At 70.8% G+C, this 18,997-nt stretch carries 15 protein-coding genes; 4 read left to right on the top strand and 11 right to left on the bottom strand.

All coding sequences use genetic code 11. From position 1 onward, the window contains the following. The first annotated feature begins 47 nt into the window (after positions 1-47). Entirely contained in the window at positions 48-1,124 is a 1,077-nt protein-coding gene (locus OG507_RS33760; RefSeq protein ID WP_327370893.1) for a DUF2637 domain-containing protein, read from the top strand. Between the two features lie 110 nt (positions 1,125-1,234). Here OG507_RS33760 and OG507_RS33755 read toward each other — a convergent pair whose 3' ends face one another. Further along, entirely contained in the window at positions 1,235-1,597 is a 363-nt protein-coding gene (locus tag OG507_RS33755) for an ATP-binding protein (RefSeq protein ID WP_327372192.1), read from the bottom strand. Positions 1,598-1,951: 354 nt separating this feature from the next. Here OG507_RS33755 and OG507_RS33750 point away from each other — a divergent pair, with 354 nt between their 5' ends. Both OG507_RS33750 and OG507_RS33745 read left to right on the top strand, forming a co-directional pair. Next, complete coding sequence (locus OG507_RS33750; RefSeq protein WP_327370892.1) at positions 1,952-2,344, top strand: ribonuclease domain-containing protein; 393 nt, start codon at positions 1,952-1,954, stop codon at positions 2,342-2,344. A 94-nt stretch (positions 2,345-2,438) separates the two neighbouring features. Continuing rightward, a complete protein-coding gene (locus tag OG507_RS33745) occupies positions 2,439-2,828 on the top strand; it encodes a barstar family protein (protein ID WP_327370891.1) in 390 nt (129 codons plus the stop codon). Between the two features lie 49 nt (positions 2,829-2,877). Here the strand turns inward: OG507_RS33745 and OG507_RS33740 are convergent, their stop codons facing one another. The 8 genes from OG507_RS33740 to OG507_RS33705 form a co-directional block, all read right to left on the bottom strand. Continuing rightward, positions 2,878-5,199 (bottom strand): M9 family metallopeptidase, encoded by a 2,322-nt coding sequence (locus tag OG507_RS33740; protein ID WP_327370890.1) that lies wholly within the window; start codon positions 5,197-5,199, stop codon positions 2,878-2,880. Positions 5,200-5,600: 401 nt separating this feature from the next. Next, positions 5,601-6,329 carry a GntR family transcriptional regulator gene (locus tag OG507_RS33735; protein ID WP_327370889.1) on the bottom strand — a complete coding sequence of 243 codons (729 nt, stop codon included), beginning with the start codon at positions 6,327-6,329 and terminating at the stop codon, positions 5,601-5,603. Positions 6,330-6,417: 88 nt separating this feature from the next. Then, the gene (locus OG507_RS33730) at positions 6,418-7,362 is read right to left on the bottom strand and encodes an ornithine cyclodeaminase family protein (RefSeq protein WP_327370888.1); all 945 of its coding nucleotides are present in this window, start codon (positions 7,360-7,362) and stop codon (positions 6,418-6,420) included. Then, the gene (locus tag OG507_RS33725) at positions 7,359-8,360 is read right to left on the bottom strand and encodes a proline racemase family protein (protein WP_327370887.1); all 1,002 of its coding nucleotides are present in this window, start codon (positions 8,358-8,360) and stop codon (positions 7,359-7,361) included. Before OG507_RS33725 ends, OG507_RS33730 begins: the two co-directional genes overlap by 4 nt. 74 nt (positions 8,361-8,434) lie before the next feature. Beyond that, on the bottom strand, positions 8,435-9,343 hold the full coding sequence (locus OG507_RS33720) for a dihydrodipicolinate synthase family protein (RefSeq protein WP_327370886.1): 909 nt from the start codon (positions 9,341-9,343) through the stop codon (positions 8,435-8,437). A 62-nt stretch (positions 9,344-9,405) separates the two neighbouring features. Continuing rightward, a complete protein-coding gene (locus OG507_RS33715) occupies positions 9,406-10,932 on the bottom strand; it encodes an FAD/NAD(P)-dependent oxidoreductase (RefSeq protein WP_327370885.1) in 1,527 nt (508 codons plus the stop codon). Further along, positions 10,913-11,239 (bottom strand): (2Fe-2S)-binding protein, encoded by a 327-nt coding sequence (locus tag OG507_RS33710; RefSeq protein WP_327370884.1) that lies wholly within the window; start codon positions 11,237-11,239, stop codon positions 10,913-10,915. The genes OG507_RS33715 and OG507_RS33710 overlap by 20 nt, the downstream gene beginning before the upstream one ends. Positions 11,240-11,274: 35 nt before the next feature. Beyond that, positions 11,275-12,441, bottom strand: coding sequence for an NAD(P)/FAD-dependent oxidoreductase (locus OG507_RS33705; protein WP_442811061.1), 1,167 nt, complete (start codon positions 12,439-12,441; stop codon positions 11,275-11,277). Positions 12,442-12,600: 159 nt separating this feature from the next. Here OG507_RS33705 and OG507_RS33700 point away from each other — a divergent pair, with 159 nt between their 5' ends. After that, entirely contained in the window at positions 12,601-15,714 is a 3,114-nt protein-coding gene (locus OG507_RS33700) for an alpha-mannosidase (RefSeq protein WP_327370882.1), read from the top strand. Between the two features lie 29 nt (positions 15,715-15,743). On the opposite strand, the gene OG507_RS33695 is transcribed toward OG507_RS33700, so the two are convergent. Both OG507_RS33695 and OG507_RS33690 read right to left on the bottom strand, forming a co-directional pair. Then, positions 15,744-17,486, bottom strand: a complete 1,743-nt coding sequence (locus tag OG507_RS33695) for a pyruvate dehydrogenase (RefSeq protein WP_327370881.1) — start codon at positions 17,484-17,486, stop codon at positions 15,744-15,746. Between the two features lie 65 nt (positions 17,487-17,551). Then, the gene (locus OG507_RS33690; RefSeq protein ID WP_327370880.1) at positions 17,552-18,889 is read right to left on the bottom strand and encodes a protein phosphatase 2C domain-containing protein; all 1,338 of its coding nucleotides are present in this window, start codon (positions 18,887-18,889) and stop codon (positions 17,552-17,554) included. Positions 18,890-18,997 lie beyond the last annotated feature (108 nt).

The raw sequence follows: 18,997 nt of genomic DNA, 5'->3' as shown, positions 1-18,997 counted from the left end.
GGCAATCATGGCGCCCGAAATGCCCTACGCGATGCAAGGGACCGCGCATGAGACTGACCGACATATCGCTGAATTGGCTGCTTCCGGGCGCCGTGCTGCTCGCGGGGGTCCTGGCGGCGGTGGCGGTGGTCGCACGCGGCAAGCGCGCCGCTGACAACTCCGCGGCCGACGACAGCTGGGAGCGCAGCGAGGAGCGTCGCCGACGCAAGGAGGCGCTGTACGCCACCGCCTCGTACGTCCTGCTGTTCTGCTGCGCCGCCGTCGCCGCCGCACTCTCCTTCCACGGGCTCGTCGGCTTCGGCGAGCAGAACCTCGGCCTCTCCGGTGGCTGGGAGTATCTCGTTCCGTTCGGCCTCGACGGGGCCGCGATGTTCTGTTCCGTACTCGCGGTGCGCGAGGCCAGCCACGGCGACGCGGCGCTCGGATCGCGGCTGCTCGTATGGACGTTCGCCGGTGCGGCCGCCTGGTTCAACTGGGTGCACGCGCCGCGCGGAATCGACCACGCGGGCGCCCCGCACTTCTTCGCGGGGATGTCGCTCTCGGCGGCCGTGCTCTTCGACCGCGCGCTGAAGCAGACCCGCCGGGCCGCGCTGCGCGAGCAGGGCCTGGTGCCCCGTCCGCTGCCGCAGATCCGGATCGTACGGTGGCTGCGCGCCCCCCGGGAGACCTTCGGCGCCTGGTCGCTGATGTTGCTGGAGGGCGTACGTACCCTGGACGAAGCGGTCGACGAGGTGCGTGAGGACCGGCGGGAGAAGGAACAGAACCGCCTCCGCAGGAGGGACCAGGAGAAGCTGGACCGGGCCCACATCAGGGCGCTGAACCGGCAGAACCGGGCCTGGCGCCGGGTCGGCCGGGGCGGCACCCAGGTGGACGTCCAGGCGATCGCCCCCGCGACGGCCTCCGCGCAGTCCGTCGTGGAGCCCGCCATATCCGAGCCGGGACAACTGCCCCTGCGCGCCCGGCCGTCCCTGCAGGCCGTGACGGGTCCGAGCTCTCACGCCTCGGACCGGAACGCGAATGACCCGATCACCGTCGACCTCACCGCCGAGGACGACACCCAGGCACTGCCCCGGCTCGACTCGCTGGAGCGGAAGCTGAAGGATCTGGAGCAGCAGTTCGGCTGATCCGCCGCACGAGGCCCTGACAGCTGATCACTCGCACGAGGCCCTGACGGCCCGGACCCTTCCGCGCTCTCAGGGCCTCTTCGCGCTCTCCGGGCTCCCTCAGGGCACTCTCAGGATCTTTCGCCGTCCAGCTCGAACCACACGACCTTGCCCAGAGCGTGCGCGCCGACCCCCCAGGCGTCCGCGAGGCTCTGCACCAGAATCAGCCCCCGGCCATGCGTACCGTCGTCGGCGTTCGGTACGTACGACAGGGGCATTGCGGGCACGAAGTCCCGTACCTCCACCCGTAGTTTCGCGGGCACCACGCTCACCGTGACGACCGCGCCGCGCCCGGTGTGGACCAGTGCGTTGGTCACCAGCTCGCTGAGCAGGAGCTCCGCCACCTCGGCCGGCTCAACCCGCCACCGGTAGCGCAAGAACTCCCGCAGCGCACACCGCACTTCGCTCACGGCCGCCAGATCGGTGCGGTCCAGTCTGCGGTGCAGCCGGACCGGCTGCTGTCCCCGGGCCCCTGGCTCGTGCGCCTCCCCGCCCGCCCTGGCATCGGCATCTCCGTGACGCTCCATCGTCTCCCCCGCCCGCACAGTGAATCGCCCCCTTCTCGACTTCTCATCGCGCTCCTTCGCGGAACACCTTCACGGGGATGCATGCCCCACTGGCGGGCTGCCACGCTTGTCGATTCATCAATAAGTGAACAGGGAACGGGCGATACCGTCCGGAGCTGCGGACACACGGCTGTCACATTCCCACCCCTCCGGTTAACTCCCAAAAAATTCACACCGGTTGGCGTTGACGGGACCATGTCTACGCGCGTCATCATGATGGCTATGCGAATCCCCCCACGGATCACCACGCTCGGTGGCGCAGCCGCCCTCCTGTCCGTCCTGCTCGTCGGCAGCCCGGTCACCACGACCGCCACGGCCTCCGCCGCCTCGGTCGGCAGCATCTGTTACTCGGCACTGCCCGCCCAGGCACACGACACCCTCGACCTCATCGACGAGGGCGGCCCGTTCCCCTACTCGCAGGACGGTTCCGTCTTCCAGAACCGCGAAGGCGTCCTGCCCAGCCGGAGCACCGGCTACTACCACGAGTACACGGTCATCACTCCGGGCTCCCCGACCCGCGGCGCGCGCCGGATCGTCACGGGTGAGGAGTTCCAGGAGGACTACTACACCAGCGACCACTACGCCACGTTCGACCTGATCGACCAGGGCTGCTGACGCCCGGTCATCCGAGCCGATCCGCGCCGTAGCCCCCCACCTGCGGCGCGGATCACAAACCTCCGGGAAGCGGTCGGAGTTGTACCCTCCCCACATGACCGTGACCTATGTGATCGACGGCTCCCGGGTCACCGGCCTGGAACAGTTCTGGGAAGTGATCGGCGAGGCGGTGAACGGCCCCGGCGGATACTTCGGCCGCAACTTCGACGCCCTCGCGGACTGCCTCGGCGGTGGAATGGGCACCCCGGACGACGGCGACTTCGTCTTCGAATGGCGCGACCACGCCCTCTCCGCGCGGGCCCTGGGCCATGAGGAGACGGCGCGGTATCTGCGGCAGAGCCTGAGCCGGGTGCACCCCAGCAACAGATCCGCGTTCCGGCAGCGGCTCGACGAGGCCCTGGCCGGGCGCGGACCGACACTGTTCGACCTGCTCGTGGAGACCCTGAGAGACGGAACGGCACCCGGCGCCCTACGGCTGTTGTGAGCCGTGGAGCGCCGGGTGCCTCGTATACGAAGGCACTCCGTACCGGCGCTCAGTAGTGAGTGGAGACGGTCACACCGTCGAAGCCCTCGACGGCGTGGAGACTGATGAAGTGGGCTCCGGCCGCCGGGTGGTCGATGGTCAGCGTGTGCGCGTTCCCGGCGCCGACGGCCCGCTGGGAGTACGCACCCGTGGTCGCCCAGCCGTCCGCGCCGTAGTAGAGGTCGGCGTCGCCAGTGCCGCCCGACGCGGTGATCGTCAGCCGGGCGGTGCCCGCCGGAATGTAGAGGTACAGATAGGAGTAGTTGCCCCGGGTCGCGGCGAGCCCACTGCGCCTGCAGTCCTTGCCCAGCTCCCGGGTGTCGCCGCCCGTGCACTCGGCCGAGGGGTCGGTGGGCGGGTCGGTGACGGTACCGCAGCTGCCGGCCGCGCAGGCGGTCAGCCAGGCGTTCCAGTCGGCGTCGTAACGGCTTCCTATGGTCGAGGTGAGCAGGGTGCGGGCGCCGTTCCAGTCGCCCCTGCGATAGAGGCCGAGGAGGGTGTCCACGTCCGCGCGGTGGGACTGCAGCATGTAACGGACCGCCAGATAGCCCCAGTTGTAGACGCGGATCTGGTCGGCGTTGTCGTACGTGGTGTCGAACAGGGTCCGCAGGGTGTAGGTGTGGGCCGCGGCCCGGGCGACGGCGTCGTCGTACGTGACATCGCGGTACGAGTACGAGACGTACTCCGCGAAGCCCTCGACCCACCAGATGGTCGGCGTGATCGTTCCGGCGTCGAAATCGCCGTACATGTCGAAGCGGCCGTCAAGGTAGTGCGTGTACTCGTGGTTGAGGTTCCAGATCTGGAACTCGGGGCGGACCCACTCGGCCTCGTAGGCGATGAACCGGGGCTGGTTCCCGGCGGCCGAGGGATCACCCTCCAGGTACATGCCGCCGTTGTCGGTGTCGATGCCGTAGATCGCGCCGGCGTAGGTCTGGTAGTCGGTGCTGGAGTCGAAGACCACGACCTCGATGGTGGTGTTGCGGTCGCCAACGACCGGCCCCTGGTCCCGGGCGATGCCATGGAAGTAGGAGTCCTGGCCGCGCAGACTGGTACAGCTCGCGGCGAGGTCCGCGGCGGACATCTGCTGCGCCAGGATGCGGATGCTGTCGCTGCAGGCGTGGTTGACGGGCAGGACGGCGCTCTTGAGACGCTGTGCGAGGTCGCAGGTGCCGTAGTACGAGCAGTTCGCCCTGTCGTAGGCGTCGGCCATCTCCGCGACACCGACCCAGAGCGGGGCGGTGGGGCCGGTGAGGGAGCTCCGGCCGAGCAGTCCGGCGGCGAGCGGACGCACCGACGGTCGCAGTGATGCCTCCTGGAGGAAGCGGCCCAGCTCGCGCCCGGCGTTGGAGGTCAGGTACGACCGGTCCGTACCCAGCAGGTCGAGATGGCGCGATGCGAAGTCGTGGAGCGCGTCCAGCAGACTCGGATCGGACTCCACGGCACTGATGAACTCCGGCAGTTGGTGACCGCGGAATGTCACCGTGTATACGTTGTTCAGCGCGTTGAGCATGTACCAGGAGCCGTCGTACGAGGCGTCGTAGTCGGCCAGCATCCGCTTGACGACATACAGGTAGCGGGCATTCTGCTCGGCGCTGTCGATCAATGTGACGGCCTCGGCCAGGGTCTCACCGTTGGCGTCGGTGACGTCGAAGGCGTGGGAGGCGCCGAAGAACGCGTCGAGCCCGCCCTGCACGGCCATACGCAGCTGCGGCCCGTAGCTGCCCACGGTGCCGGGGTCGTAGTACTGCACGTAGTACCCGGCCCGGAGATAGAGGACCAGCTGGGGCATGCCGGTGCTGCTGTCCCCGGGATAGGCGGCCGACCCCTCGCGCAGGGCGCCGGCGACGGTGACCATCTGCGCCTCGCGGAAGGCCAGATAGCCGTCGTTGCCCTTGACCCCGAACAGCGTGTTGACGCAGTCGGCGGTAGATGCCTTGATCTGCTGGACGAGGGCGCTTCCGGTGCGGCCGGTGAAGTCGCCGACCTCGCAGGCGGCCGCGGGCCGGGCCCCGGCTCCGGCCTTCATCGAAGGAGCCGGGTGGCTCGGGAGCGCGGCGCCGGGGTCGTCGTAGTCGCGTCTGAGCGCGTCCTTGGACGCGGACAGGGGCGGCCGGTCGGCGGCCTTCAAGGCCTTGCGGCTGATGTGGGCGGCGTCGTTGGCGGGCGCGGTCGGCGCCTCGGCGGCGGGGCCGGTGCGGTCGGTCGCGGACGGTGCGGTGGGGCGCTGCTGGACGGCCTGGCTCGGTGCGGAGAGCAGGCCCAGGCCCAGGCATGCCGCCAGGACCGCAGTGGACAGTCCGGTCAGTCTCTGTCGAACCGTTCGGTTCTTCACGTGCCGCCTCCCAGCGGAGTGGTGACCGCGCGACCGCGCGCGGCTGTGGGGGAATGCGCGGGGGCCGGGTCGGGCCGGGTCCGACTTCGGCTCACGTTGTGACATGGACACGACCCATTCCCTCTGTGCGCTGTACAATGGCACATGTCACATGTCCTTCGGAAGCCCTCTCGTACGCATTCGCCTCCGCGTCAACTCCCCCAGCCAGCAACGGATTTCAGCCGAAGCCCGCGCTCGCACCCGGTCGCCGCCACCGGTACGGGCGCTCGGCGGCGTGGCCCCGTCCGTCGATGCGACGGTGACGGGGTTCGAGGATGTGGTGGAAGTCTTCCGCGGGCGCGACGGCACGCGTGGCGAGCGCTGCTTCGCGCTCCCTGGAACTCCCGGACGAGGCAGTCGGTTCAGGCTTCGGCGACCGGCAGCGGCACCCTTTTGATCCGCCTGTCTCCCGTGCCCGTGTCGCGCGCCTGCTCCTCGGCCCAGAGGTTCCTGACATGTGACATATGGGTCAGCATGCGTCGCTCGGCGCGCTGTGCGTCACCGGCGATCATGACATCGAGCAGTTCGACGTGCTCCTCGGCCGATGCGGTCAACATTCCCGTCGCGGCAAGCCGGTTCAGCCCGAAGAGGCGCGACCGCTTGCGCAGATTGCCGACCTCCTCCACCAGCCGACGGTTGCCGGCCAGGGCGAGCAGTTCGAGATGGAAGCGGCGGTCGGCCTCCAGGTAGCCGATGATGTCGTGCTCGGCAGCGGCGGCGACGATCTCCAGGGCGAGCGGCCGCAGCGCCTTCAGCTCCTTGGCCTTGCCCATCCGGGCGATGCGCCCGACGGTGGGGACCTCGATCATGGCCCGGAGTTCGGTGAAGTCGTCGAGATCCTGCTCGGTCAACTCGGTTATCCGAAAGCCCTTGTTGCGGACCGCTTCGACCAGGCCCTCGCGCGCCAGGTCGAGCATGGCCTCGCGGACCGGGGTGGCGGACACCCCGAATTCGGCGGCGAGCGCGGGAGCGGAGTAGATCGTGCCCGGACGGAGATCCCCTGCGATCAGGGCCGCTCTGAGGGCGTTCGCCACTCGGTCGCGCAAGTGCTCCTGCGCCGAGAGGGTGTTGAGCGTCGTCAGGCGGGCCATATCTGCTCCTCCAGCGCCGTACGGGCCCTCAGAATACAATGTCAAATTTCCACCCGGGCCCGTCGTTCCCCGCCTGTGGACAACCAGGTCAGGGCGCCGACTTCCGGTGCACCGCGGCCGCGACCGCGAGGTCCTCCCAGCCCATTCCGACGCTCTTGAAGAGCCGTGGGCGCTCCGGGTCGGCCGCTTTCCCACCGAGGCTCCGGCCCGCCACCAGCTCGGCAAGATTGGCGGCGACGGACTCGGCTGTGAACGCTCCTTCCGCCATCGGGATCAGCAGATCGCCCGCCTCCGACAGGGCCGCCGACCTCGATTCGACGATCACGGCGGAGCGCGCCACTAGAGCGGTGTCGACCTCCCGGGCATCCGGGCTGTGCGAGCCGACCGCCACGACCGTCGCCCCGTCCGGTACGAGGGTGCCGTCGAACAGCGGGGTTGCGGACGTGGTGCAGCAGAGCACCAGATCGGCCGTCGCGACCTCCTCGGCCCCGCGCGCCCCACCCGCACGGGCGTCCGTGCCGAGCCGGCGGGCGTGCTCGACCAGTGCGGCGACCCGGTGCGGGGTACGGCCGATCACGGTGACGCGTTCGACGGGCCGTTCGGCGAGCACCGCGGCAAGGTGTCCGTATGCCTGGGGGCCGGTTCCGAAGAGCACCAGATGCCGCACGACGGGCCCGGTGAGGTGCCGGATCGCGAGTGCGGACACGGCCGGTGTGCGCAGCGCGGTGAGCGCGGCCCCGTCGAGCAGGGCGAGCGGCAGCAGAGTGGGGCCGTCGAGCAGCAGATAGCTCCCGGTGATCCGGGGCAGGTTGCGCGCCGGGTTGCCCGGCGCGACTCCGGCGATCTTCACCCCGGTCACCTGCCGGGTGGTGGCGGGCATGATCAGCAGTTCCCCGCCGGGCACGGTGACATGGTGCCGGGCGGGGGTTCTCTCCGGATCGAGTCCCCCGCTCAGCGCCGCCTCCAGGGCGTCCGCGGCTCCGGTCGGTCCCAGGGCCTCGATGTCGTCGGCGCCGAGCAGGGGCAGATTCACAACAGGAATCCTTCGGGGAAGGGGTCGGACGGGTCCAGGAAGAATTGTGCGGTACCGGTGATCCAGGCCCGTCCTGTGACGGTGGGGACGACGGCGGGCCGCCCGGCCACGGTGGTCTCATCGACGAGGCGCCCGGTGAACGAGGTGCCGATGAAGGACTCGTTCACGAAGTCGGTGTCCAGGGGAAGTTCACCGCGCGCGTGCAGCTGGGCCATACGTGCCGAAGTGCCGGTTCCGCAGGGCGACCGGTCGAACCAGCCGGGGTGGATCGCCATCGCGTGCCGGGAGTGGCGGGCATCGGAACCGGGTGCGACGAACTGCACGTGCTTGAGTCCGTGGATGTCCGGATCCTCCGGGTGGACGGGCCGGTCGGCGGCATTGACCGCGTCCATCAGGGCGAGTCCCGCCGACAGGATGTCCTCCTTGCGTGCCCGGTCGAAGGGCAGCCCGAGGTCGGAGAGGTGCACCATCGCGTAGAAGTTGCCGCCGTAGGCGAGGTCGTAGCGCACCGCTCCGTAGCCGGGCACGTCCGCCGTCCGGTCGAGTGCGACGCTGAACGCGGGGACGTTGGTCAGGGTGACGGCGACGGCCGCGCCGTCGCGTACCCGGACGTCGACGCTGACGAGTCCGGCCGGGGTGTCCAGCCGTACGGTGGTGACGGGCTCGGTCACCTCGACCATGCCGGTCTCCACCAGAACGGTCGCGACGCCGATGGTGCCGTGCCCGCACATCGGCAGAAAGCCCGAGACCTCTATGTAGAGGACGCCGAAGTCCGCGTCGGGCCGGGTGGGCGGCTGGAGGATGGCGCCGCTCATGGCGGCGTGGCCGCGGGGTTCGTACATGAGCAGGGTGCGCACGGCGTCCCGGTGCTCCTGGAAGTACCTGCGCCGTTCGGCCATCGTGGCACCGGGGATGGTGCCGATGCCACCGGTGATGACGCGGGTGGGCATGCCTTCGGTGTGTGAGTCGACGGCATGGAAGATATGACGTGTCTGCAAGGCTCTCCCTGGTTCGGCAAGAAGGACACGGCCGGGTCGGGTACGGGCAAGGGTGTGCGTCGGCGGGCCGGCGTTCAGGCGAGGCCCCCCGCCAGTACCTTCTCCGTCGCGGCGCGTACGGCGGCCGCGTCGTCGGCGGGCAGGGGAAGGCGTGGCGGGCGGGTACGGCCGCCGTGGCGTCCGACCACGTCCATGGATGCCTTGATGGCCTGGACGAACTCCGGCTTCGAGTCCCATCGGAGCAGGGGATGCAGCTCCCGGTACAGCGGCAGGGCAGTTGCCATGTCACCCGTCACAGCGGCCCGGTACAGCTCGACGCAGCAGGACGGCAGCATGTTCGGGCAGCCCGCGATCCAGCCGACGGCCCCGGCGAGTGCCAGTTCCAGCAGGACGTCGTCGGCGCCCACGAGCAGGTCGAGGCCCGGCGCTCGCTCGGCGATCTCGTACGCCCTTCGCACGTCGCCGCTGAACTCCTTGACCGCCACGATGCTGCCCTCCTGGTGGAGGGTGGCGAGCAGGCCCGGGGTCAGATCCACCTTGGTGTCGTAGGGGTTGTTGTACGCGACGACCGGAACCCCTGCTTCGGCCACGGCCGCGTAGTGGGCGCGGACCGCCGCGTCCTCGCAGCGGTAGCCGTTGGGCGGCAGGAGCAGAACACAACCGGCGCCCGCCTCCGCGGCCTGTTCCGCCCAGCGCCGTGACTCCGCGCTGCCGTAGGCGGAGACCCCCGGCATGACGCGGCTGCCGTCGCCCGCCGCCTCGACGGCGACCCGGACCACCTGCTCGCGTTCGCTGTCGGTCAGGGTCTGGTACTCCCCCAGCGATCCATTGGGCACCACACCGTCGCAGCCCGCCGCGATGAGCTGGTGGACGTGCGCGGCGTACGCGTCGTAGTCGATGGTGCAGTCGTCGCGCAGGGTCAGTGGTGTGGCGACCATGACACCGTGCCAGGGGCGGCTGCGCGGGTGGGCGTTCGTCTGCATCGTGACTCCTTGAGAGGTGTGACATGCCACGGCGCGGTGTGCCGAGGCGTAGGAGAGAGGTGTCAGGGTGTGGCTGTGGTCTCCCCGGGGTCGGTCAGGCCGGCGAGCGTGGACAGTGTCACGGGGCAGGCCAGCGGTCGCCGGTCGGGGCCGGGCCCCTCCTGCTCCTCAACGCAACGACGTCGGGAGCCGCCTCCGGTGCCGTGTCCCGTGCCGTGTGCGGCAGCCAGTTCGCGGACGGCGAATCCGCAGGTCCGGCCCTGGCACCACCCCATTCCGGCCCGGGTCAGCAGTTTGACGGTCCTGGTGTCACCGGCTCCGAGTTCCTCGCACGCGGTACGGATCCGGCCCGCGGTGACCTCTTCGCAACGGCAGACCTCCGTGTCGGCGGTGAGCCACTCGCGCCATCCCGCCCCCGGCCGGTGCACGGCGCCCATCAACGAGGCGAAGGCCCGCAGGCGGCGCCGGGCACGACGCAGGGCGACCGCTCTGCGCGCCGCTGTCCGCCGCACCTCGTCCCGTACCTCACAGCTGATGGACAACGCCGCCAACTCCCCTTCACACAGGGCAAGTTCCACACCACCGATGCCGCCGGTCTCCCCTGCCGCCCAGACCCCTGGCACGGTGGTCCTGAGCCGCTCGTCGAGGGTGACCGCATGCGTACCGTCGGCGCCCACGCGCGTATCGCAGCCCGCCGCCAGGGCGAGTTCCAGCTGAGGAACGAGCCCGTGTCCCACGGCGAGCGCATCGCAGGCGATCTCGCGGCCGGTCCCGGGCAGCGGACGCCACTGTCGGTCCACCCGGCTGACGGTCACCGCCTCCACCCGGTCATCGCCGTGCACTTCGGTGACCGCCCGGTGGGTCAGCACCCGGACTCCGGCACGGGTCAGTGACGCCCCGTGCCGGACTCCTTCCGCCAACTTGCCGGGGTTGGCGGCCAGCACCCCGGGTGCACGTGCGTACACCCCATAGCCCGACGCCTCGATCAGCACAGGAACGCTCGCCCCGGCACGCGTCAGCGAGAGGGCGACGGCCTGCAGGAGCGGTCCGCTCCCCGCGACCACGATCCGGCGACCGGGCAGCACCAGACCGGACTTGAGCAACGCCTGGGCACCGGCCGCGCCCACGACACCGGGAAGTGTCCAGCCGGGGAAGGGTAGTTGGCGTTCATGGGCGCCCGTGGCCAGCAGCAGCCGGCGGGCCCGGACGACAGAGTGGCGATCCTCCTCGGTTCCGGTCACGGCGTGCAGCACCCAGTCGCCGTCACCGGCTCGTTCGAGCGTCCACACCTGGTGACCGGGGAGATGGCGGATCGCGCCGGACGCGCGGTGCGCGGCAAGTCGTGCGGAGAGTGCGGCGAAGACCGGCCAGGCGTGGTGGAGGGCGGCGGGCCGGGTGGCGCCGAGCCCGTCGGCCGGGCTGCGGTAGTACTGCCCACCGGGCGTGACGGACGCGTCCAGCAGAACCACGGCGAGCCCGTGGTCCGCCGCTGTGACGGCCGCGGCCAGGCCGGCCGGCCCCGCGCCCACCACGGCGAGCTCGGCGCGGTCCCCATCCCCTGACCGGTGGTCATCCGTCGAGCACGGCATGCCCGTCGCCCTCCTGTGTGGTGATGGCGTCGCCGGGCCGGGCGGGCAGCAGGCACGCGCGCTGGTTGGGCCGGCCGTTGACGGTGGCCAGGCAGTCATAACAGGCACCGATGCCGCAGAAGGCTCCCCGCGGCCTGCCGTGGACCCGGGTGGTGCGCCAGGTCAGGATGCCCGCCGACCAGAGTGCGGCGGCGATGCTCTGGCCCGGCAGTCCACGGATCGCACGTCCGTCGAAGGTCAGCCGGAATTCCGGTCCGGGCTGTGCCCCGACGAGTTCGGCGGGGGTGCGTGCACGGCTGCGTCTCACAGGGTCCTCTCCCGGGGCACGGGGCCCCTCCGCCGTCATGGGGCATGGCATGTGGTGTCGAACCGGTCCGGGGCGAACGGTCCGAGATCGAGTACGGGCTGTTGCCCGGCCAGCGCTTCGGCGATCAGCAGGCCGGTCGCGGGGGCCAGCCCGATTCCGGCTCCTTCGTGCCCGCAGGCGTGGAAGAGACCGGGCACCCGGGGGTCCGGGCCGATCGCGGGCAGATGATCCGGCAGGTAGGGGCGAAACCCGTGGTAGGCGCGCAGTACCCGCACATCCGCCAGTACGGGAAAGAGTGCGGCGGCCTGGGCGGCGAGCCGGGCGATCACCGGGACCGACAGCGTCCGGTCGAAGCCGACCCGCTCGCGGCTGGCCCCGATCAGCACCGGCCCCGCGGGGGTTCCCTCCACCACCGGGGAGGTCTGGAGCGCCGCGGACCCGCTCGACACATCGGCCACGTACTCCGCCGCGTAGACCTTGTGCCGGATCAGCCGCGGCAGCGGCTCGGTGACGAGCACGAATCCCCGGCGCGGCAGGACCGGCAGGCCCACCCCGGCCAGCGCGGCCAGTTCGCCGCCCCAGGTGCCCGCCGCGTTGACGACCACCGGGGCGCGCAGTTCGTCCCGTGCGGTGCGCACCCCGCGTACCGCGCCCTCCCGGTCCCTGAGGATCCCGACGACCTCCTCCCCCAGGCGCAGGCGAGCCCCGGCCCGACCGGCTGCCCGTAACAACTCGGCTGCTGCCAGGGCCGGTTGGACCTGGGCATCCTGCGGGTAGTGGCACCCTCCGGCGAGGCCCGGTGCGAGGTGGGGCTCGACATCGCGGAGCCGGTCGGATGTGACGTGGTACGCCTCGACTCCGGCTCCCCGCTGGCCGGCGGCGGTCGCGTCCAGGGCGGTCAGCGAGTCCCCGGACGCCGCCACGACCAGGCCGCCCTTCTGCTCGTACTCGATGTCGGAGGCAAGTTCCTCCGACAGCCGGCGCCACAAGGAGGCGGAGAGAAGGGCCAGTTCCAGTTCGGGTCCCGGTACTTTGTCGGAGACCAGGAGGTTGCCCTCCCCGGCTCCTGTGGTGCCCCCGGCGACCGGTCCGCGGTCGACGACGGCCACGGACAGTCCGGACCGGGAGGCGTAGTAGGCGCAGGCCGCACCTACCACTCCGGCCCCGACGACGACGACATCCAGGGGCTGTCTCATGAGCACGGCAGTAATATGTCACATTGCTTTTGGGTCGCCAAGGGTGCGCGCACAGGGCCGGTTGACCGGCCGTCACCCCCTCGCACCGATCGCAGGGGTGCCGGTCGCGCCGCCGGGGAAGTGGAGCCATGGACACACCCCAGGCGCCGACCCCGAGGAGCCGTGATGCACGACGACCGCACCCTGGTGGAGGACCGCCTCGAACGGGCCCTCCACCAGTTCATCCGCCCCGCCCAGTACCCGGCCCGCACCTGGCTCACCCTCTCCGTCCACCACATCCCCGGCGAGCCCGTACCGGTGGCCGAGGCGCTGAAGGGGACGTACGAGCCCTTCAGCGCGGGTACGGAGTGGGGGAAGCCATGGTCCACCAGCTGGTTCCGGCTGGAGGGAACGGTGCCCGAGGACTGGGCGGGACGACGGGTCGAGGTGGTCGTCGACCCCGGCTTCTCCGGTCAGGGCCCCGGATTCCAGGCCGAGGGCATGCTGTACGACACCGAGGGCGTCCCGCTCAAGGGCGTCCACCCGCGCAACCGGCATCTGACGGTCGCGTCCCCGGCCGCGGGCGGCGAACCTGTCTCGCTGCTCCTGGAGGCCGCGGCCAACCCGGCGGTCCTGGAGCACGGCTTCACGCCGACGCCTCTCGGAGACGTAAGGACGGCGGGTGACCGGCCCCTCTACCGGTTCGCCTCCGCGGACCTCGCCGTGCTGGACGAGGAGGTCTGGCATCTCGTACTGGACATCGAGGTGCTCTGCGAGCTGATGCGGGAACTGCCCGTGGACCGTTCCCGGCGGCACGAGATCCTGCGGGCGCTGGAGCACATGCTGGACGCGCTGGATCTGCACGATGTGACGGGCACGGCCCGGGCCGGCCGGGAACGGCTGACCGAGGTCCTGTCGCGCCCGGCGTCGGCGAGCGCACACCGGATCTCGGCCACCGGGCACGCGCACATCGACTCGGCCTGGCTGTGGCCGCTGCGCGAGACGGTGCGCAAGGCCTCGCGCACCTTCGCCAATGTCACCGCCCTGGCCCAGGACTATCCGGAGCTGGTCTTCGCCGCTTCGCAGGCCCAGCAGTACGCCTGGGTGAAGGAGCACCAGCCGCACATCTGGGCGCGCATCGAGCAGGCCGTGGCGGACGGGCAGTGGGCGCCCGTGGGGTCGATGTGGGTGGAGTCCGACGCCAATATGCCGGGCGGTGAGGCACTGGCCCGGCAGATCGTGCACGGAAAGCGGTTCTTCGAGCAGGAGCTGGGGGTGGAGACGGAGGAGATCTGGCTGCCGGACTCCTTCGGCTACACGGCTGCCTTCCCGCAACTGGCGCGACTGGCAGGGGTGAAATGGTTCCTGACGCAGAAGCTGTCCTGGAACCAGAGCAATAAGATGCCGCATCACACCTTCTGGTGGGAGGGCATCGACGGGACCAGAGTCTTCACCCACTTCCCGCCCGTGGACACCTACAACGCACAGTTCCATGGCCGAGAACTCGCCCACGCGGAACGGAACTTCGCGGAGAAGGGACCGGCGACCCGTTCCCTCGTCCCGTTCGGCTGGGGTGACGGCGGAGGCGGCCCGACCCGCGAGATGCTGGAGAAGGCGCGCAGGCTCAGGGATCTGGAGGGTTCGCCGAGGGTCGAGATCGTCAGGCCGTCGGCGTTCTTCGCGGCGGCCGAGCAGGAGTACGGGCCGCAGGCGCCGGTCTGGTCGGGCGAGCTGTATCTGGAGCTGCACCGGGCCACGTACACCACCCAGGCCAAGACCAAGCAGGGCAACCGCCGCAGCGAACACCTGCTGCGCGAGGCCGAGTTGTGGGCCACGGCGGCGGCGCTCCGGGCGCCCGGCTACCGGTACCCGTACGAGACTCTGGACCGGGTGTGGAAGACGGTCCTGCTGCATCAGTTCCATGACATCCTGCCGGGCTCGTCGATCGCCTGGGTGCACCGTGAGGCCCGCGACACCTACGAGCAGGTGCGCGCCGAGCTGGCGGAACTGGTGGCGGACGCGGTGACGGCGCTGGGCGGCGCGCAGGGGCTGGTGGCTCTCAACTCGTCCCCGTACGACCGCAGTCAGGTGATCGAGCTGGACGCGGAGGCGAGCGCGGTGCTGCCGTCCGGCGCGCTTGTGCAGCCGCTGGGCGGCGGGCGTACGGCGGTGCTCGCCGAGTCGCCGGGGCTCGGCGCGGGACCGCTCGACGGTGCGGCGGCGCCGCGGGCACGGGCCACCGCGACCGGCACGGCGGACGGCGGGACCGTCCTCGACAACGGGCGGCTGCGCGTCACTGTCGACTCCGACGGGCTGATCTGCGCCGTCCGCGATCTGGACGCCGGGCGCGAGGTCCTTGTCCCGGGGCACCGGGCCAATCTCCTCCAGCTGCACCCGGATCACCCCAACCACTGGGATGCCTGGGACATCGACCGGCACTACCGTCGCTCGCACACCGATCTGACCGGTGCCGACTCCGTGGAGCCGGTCGAGCGGGGGCCGCTGCGGTCCGCCGTGCGCGTGGTGCGTTCGTTCGGGAAGTCGCGGATCGTGCAGGAGATCCGGCTGGCGGCGGGCAGCCGGCAGATCGACATCGACACCGAGGTGGACTGGCAGGAGTCGGAGAAGGTGCTCAAGGCCGCGTTCCCCCTCGATGTGCACGCCGAACGGTCCACGGCCGAGATCCAGTTCGGCCACATCCACCGGCCCACGCACGACAACACCGGCTGGGACGCGGCCCGTTTCGAGATCTGCGCGCACCGCTGGCTGCGGGTGGCCGAGCCGGGTTACGGGGTCGCGGTGCTCAACGACTCGACGTACGGGCACGAGGTGACCCGGACCCCGCACGATGCGGGTCTCGGCACGACCGTACGGCTGACGCTGCTGCGCGCCCCGCACAGCCCGGATCCGGAGACCGACCTCGGCACGCACCGGTTCCGGTACGCGCTGGCGCCCGGGGCACAGGTCACGGACGCGGTACGGGAGGGGCTCGCGCTCAACCTGCCGTTGCGGGCGGCGGTGGCCCCAGCGGTGCCGTCGCTGATCACCACCGGGCATCCGGCGGTCACCGTGGAGTCGGTGAAGCTCGCCGAGGACCGCAGCGGCGATGTGATCGTGCGGCTGTACGAGTCGGCGGGCGGCCGGGCCGAGGGCTCGCTACGGGTCGGCTTCCCCGTCGTACAGGCACAGATCACCGACCTGCTGGAGCGGCCCCTGCACGGGGCGACGACCGATGAGCACGGTCTCGTACTGGCGCTGCGGCCGTTCCAGATCCTGACGGTGCGGCTGACCCCGGCATGAGCGAACGCCCGCCCCGTCCCTCGGACGGTTCAGGGGCGGGGCACGTTGCGCAGGTTGGAGCGGGCCATCTGGACCATCCGGCCGACTCCGCCGTCCAGCACGATCTTGCTGGCGGAGAGCGCGAAGCCGGTCACCATCTCCGCGCTGATCCTCGGCGGGATGGAGAGCGCGTTGGGGTCGGTGACGACGTCGACGAGCGCCGGTCCCTTGTGCTTGAAGGCGTCCTTGAGGGCGCTTTCGAGCTGCTTGGGCTTCTCCACCCGTACGCCGTACGCTCCGCAGGCCCGGGCGACCGCGGCGAAGTCCGGGTTCTTGTTGGCCGTACCGAAGGACGGCAGTCCGGCGACCAGCATCTCCAACTCGACCATGCCGAGCGAGGAGTTGTTGAACAGCACGACCTTCACCGGCAGGTCGTACTGCACCAGGGTGAGGAAGTCGCCCATCAGCATGGAGAATCCGCCGTCGCCGGACATCGACACCACCTGCCGGTTCCGGTCGGTGAACTGGGCGCCGATGGCCTGCGGCAGCGCGTTGGCCATCGAGCCGTGGCTGAACGAACCGATCACACGGCGCTTGCCGTTGGGCGAGAGATAGCGGGCGGCCCAGACATTGCACATGCCGGTGTCGACGGTGAACACGGCGTCGTCGTCGGCGATGTCGTCCAGCACCGAGGCGACGTACTCGGGGTGGATCGGGATGTGCTTCTCGACCTTGCGGGTGTACGCCTTGACCACGCCCTCCAGCGCGTCGGCGTGCTTCTTCAGCATCCGGTCGAGGAACTTGCGGTCGGTCTTGACCTTCACCCGCGGGGTCAGACAGCGCAGCGTCTCTCGGACATCGCCCCAGACCGCCAGATCCAGCTTGGAGCGGCGGCCGAGGTGCTCGGGGCGCACATCGACCTGGACGATCTTCACATCGGTGGGGAGGAAGGCGTTGTACGGGAAGTCGGTGCCGAGCAGGATGAGGAGATCGCACTCGTGGGTCGCCTCGTAGGCAGCGCCGTAGCCGAGCAGTCCGCTCATGCCGACGTCGTACGGGTTGTCGTACTGGATCCATTCCTTGCCGCGCAGCGCGTGCCCGACCGGGGCCTTCACCCGCTCGGCGAACTCCATCACCTCGGCGTGGGCACCGGCCGTCCCGCTGCCGCAGAACAAGGTCACGCGTTTCGCCTCGTCGACCATCCGGCAGAGCTTCTCGATCTCCTCGTCACCGGGCCGTACCGTCGGCCGCGAGGTGACCAGGGCGTGCTCGACCGACTTCTCCGGGGCCGGCTGCGAGGCGATGTCACCCGGCATCGAGACGACGCTCACCCCGCCTCGGCCGATCGCGTGCTGGATGGCCGTCTGGAGCAGCCGCGGCATCTGCTGCGGGTTGGAGATCATCTCGTTGTAGTGGCTGCACTCCTGGAAGAGCAGTTCCGGATGGGTCTCCTGGAAGTAGCCGAGACCGATCTCGCCCGAAGGGATGTGCGAGGCGAGAGCGAGCACGGGCGCCATGGAGCGGTGGGCGTCGTAGAGGCCGTTGATGAGGTGCAGATTTCCGGGGCCGCACGATCCGGCGCAGGCCGCCAGCGAGCCGGTGATCTGGGCCTCGGCCCCGGCGGCGAACGCGGCGGTCTCCTCGTGCCTGACCTGGATCCAGTCGATGGCCGAGTTGCGGCGGATGGCGTCGACGACGGGGTTGAGGCTGTCGCCGACGACGCCGTACATACGCCTGACGCCCGCCCGGACGAGGATGTCGACGAACTGCTCCGACACGTTCTGCTTGGCCATGGGTGGGTGCCCTCTCCGCGCTTCGGCTTCCGGATTCCGCATCCATCAACCCATGGCGCGCGCGGTTACGCCTCCCAGACGCCGGCAGTCGTACGGTCGTCGGAGTACCCCTTCACCCGGAGCTGGGTGTCCGCGAGAAAGGCGGCGAGCCCGGGGGCCGGGTGGTTGTTCCAGCGTTCGGCGAGCTCCCGGGCCAGGGCGGGCTCGCCGCGCAGCGGTTCGGCGAGGCCGGTGCTGCACAGCAGGAGCGTGTCCCCCGGCCGGGCCACCGAGGCCCTGAACCGGAACGGCTCGGCGGGCGGTGCGAGCGGGCTTTCGATGTAGGGGGACGGGGGCGTGGCGATGCCGAGATCCATGGTGAGGTGGTCATCGCTGCCCGGGCCGCTCCCGGGAGGCGGGGAGCCGAATCCGACCACGGGTTCGCCGCCGAGGTCGGCGGCCTCCGGAACCTCGGGTTCGAGATCCCGCCACACGCCGTCGCGCAGCCGGAAGAGCCCACCGCCACCGACGCCGAAGAAGACCCTGGTACGGCAGTCGGGGTCCGCCGACAGCAGGAGGCAGCGCAGGCTCGCCGTGTACTGCTGCGGTTCGAGCCCCAGCTCGGCGGCGCGGGCGCGCAGCTTGCCGTAGCTGCGGTCGGCCAGACGGTGCAGGCCTGACTTGAGGTCGCCGCGGCGGCCGGCCCTTATGTCCTCGGAGAGCCTGACGTGACTGCGGCCGACGGCACCGCCGATCCAGTGGCAGGCGTCGGCCGCCGCCAGATGCGCCCGCGCGGTGGCGCGGGCCCCGGTGGCGACGGCGACCAGGACGAGCGCGCTCCTGTCGGTGCCGAAGCGCACGGTGAGCAGCGCGTCGCGGCGGGGATCGCCCCGGAAGCGCGCGGAGTCCCCGCGCACGGAGGCGGCACGCAGGGTGTACGTGCCGTACTGGGCGCCGTCGAGCACGGTGTCGGCGACGAGACCGTGGAGTTCCTGGGGGACGGTGGCGGGCAACGCGGTGGGCTCGGCGTCGTACGTGGGCGGCCGGTCACCCACATGGCCTATCACCGGTCGGTGGGGGGCGGGTTCGGGCTCGGGAACCGGCGGTGCGGCAAAGGTGCGCGGCTGCGACGGGCCTGCCGGGGACGCCTCCGGGGCGCGTACGTCCTCACCGGGCGGCTCCCACGGTGCACGCACGCGCACCCGCTCGGGCACCACCGGCACGGAGGGCGGAGGCGGCGTCGGAGTCGGCGGCGGGAGCGGGAGCGGCGGCCCACTCGGACTCACCGCGTCCGATGCCGAGTCGAAGCGGTCGTCGAGGCTGTCGGCCGCCCGGCTCGCCCTGGCGTCCATGGCGGTCTCGTCGTACAGCCTGCGCCACCAGTCGTCCTCATGGGCGGCGGGCCTCTCCCCCTGCTGACTCATGCCCTTATTGTCGACCGCACGGGCCGTACGAAAACGGGTCATCCGGAAAAAGTGGCCGTGAAAAAAGGTCCGCCGGGCGGCCCCACCCCCCACGGGAAGGACGCCCGG

It is taken from the genome of Streptomyces sp. NBC_01217 (genome assembly GCF_035994185.1).
Taxonomy (GTDB): Bacteria; Actinomycetota; Actinomycetes; order Streptomycetales; family Streptomycetaceae; genus Streptomyces.
This window is presented reverse-complemented; position numbering and strand designations above follow the sequence as displayed.

Coding starts and splice junctions, on each gene's coding strand:
- OG507_RS33715 (WP_327370885.1), bottom strand. CDS start 10,932: ATGCCGTGCTCGACGGATGACCACCGGTCAGGGGATGGGGACCGCGCC.
- OG507_RS33695 (WP_327370881.1), bottom strand. CDS start 17,486: ATGGCCAAGCAGAACGTGTCGGAGCAGTTCGTCGACATCCTCGTCCGG.
- OG507_RS33690 (WP_327370880.1), bottom strand. CDS start 18,889: ATGAGTCAGCAGGGGGAGAGGCCCGCCGCCCATGAGGACGACTGGTGG.
- OG507_RS33700 (WP_327370882.1), top strand. CDS start 12,601: ATGCACGACGACCGCACCCTGGTGGAGGACCGCCTCGAACGGGCCCTC.
- OG507_RS33720 (WP_327370886.1), bottom strand. CDS start 9,343: ATGCAGACGAACGCCCACCCGCGCAGCCGCCCCTGGCACGGTGTCATG.
- OG507_RS33735 (WP_327370889.1), bottom strand. CDS start 6,329: ATGGCCCGCCTGACGACGCTCAACACCCTCTCGGCGCAGGAGCACTTG.
- OG507_RS33750 (WP_327370892.1), top strand. CDS start 1,952: ATGCGAATCCCCCCACGGATCACCACGCTCGGTGGCGCAGCCGCCCTC.
- OG507_RS33745 (WP_327370891.1), top strand. CDS start 2,439: ATGACCGTGACCTATGTGATCGACGGCTCCCGGGTCACCGGCCTGGAA.
- OG507_RS33760 (WP_327370893.1), top strand. CDS start 48: ATGAGACTGACCGACATATCGCTGAATTGGCTGCTTCCGGGCGCCGTG.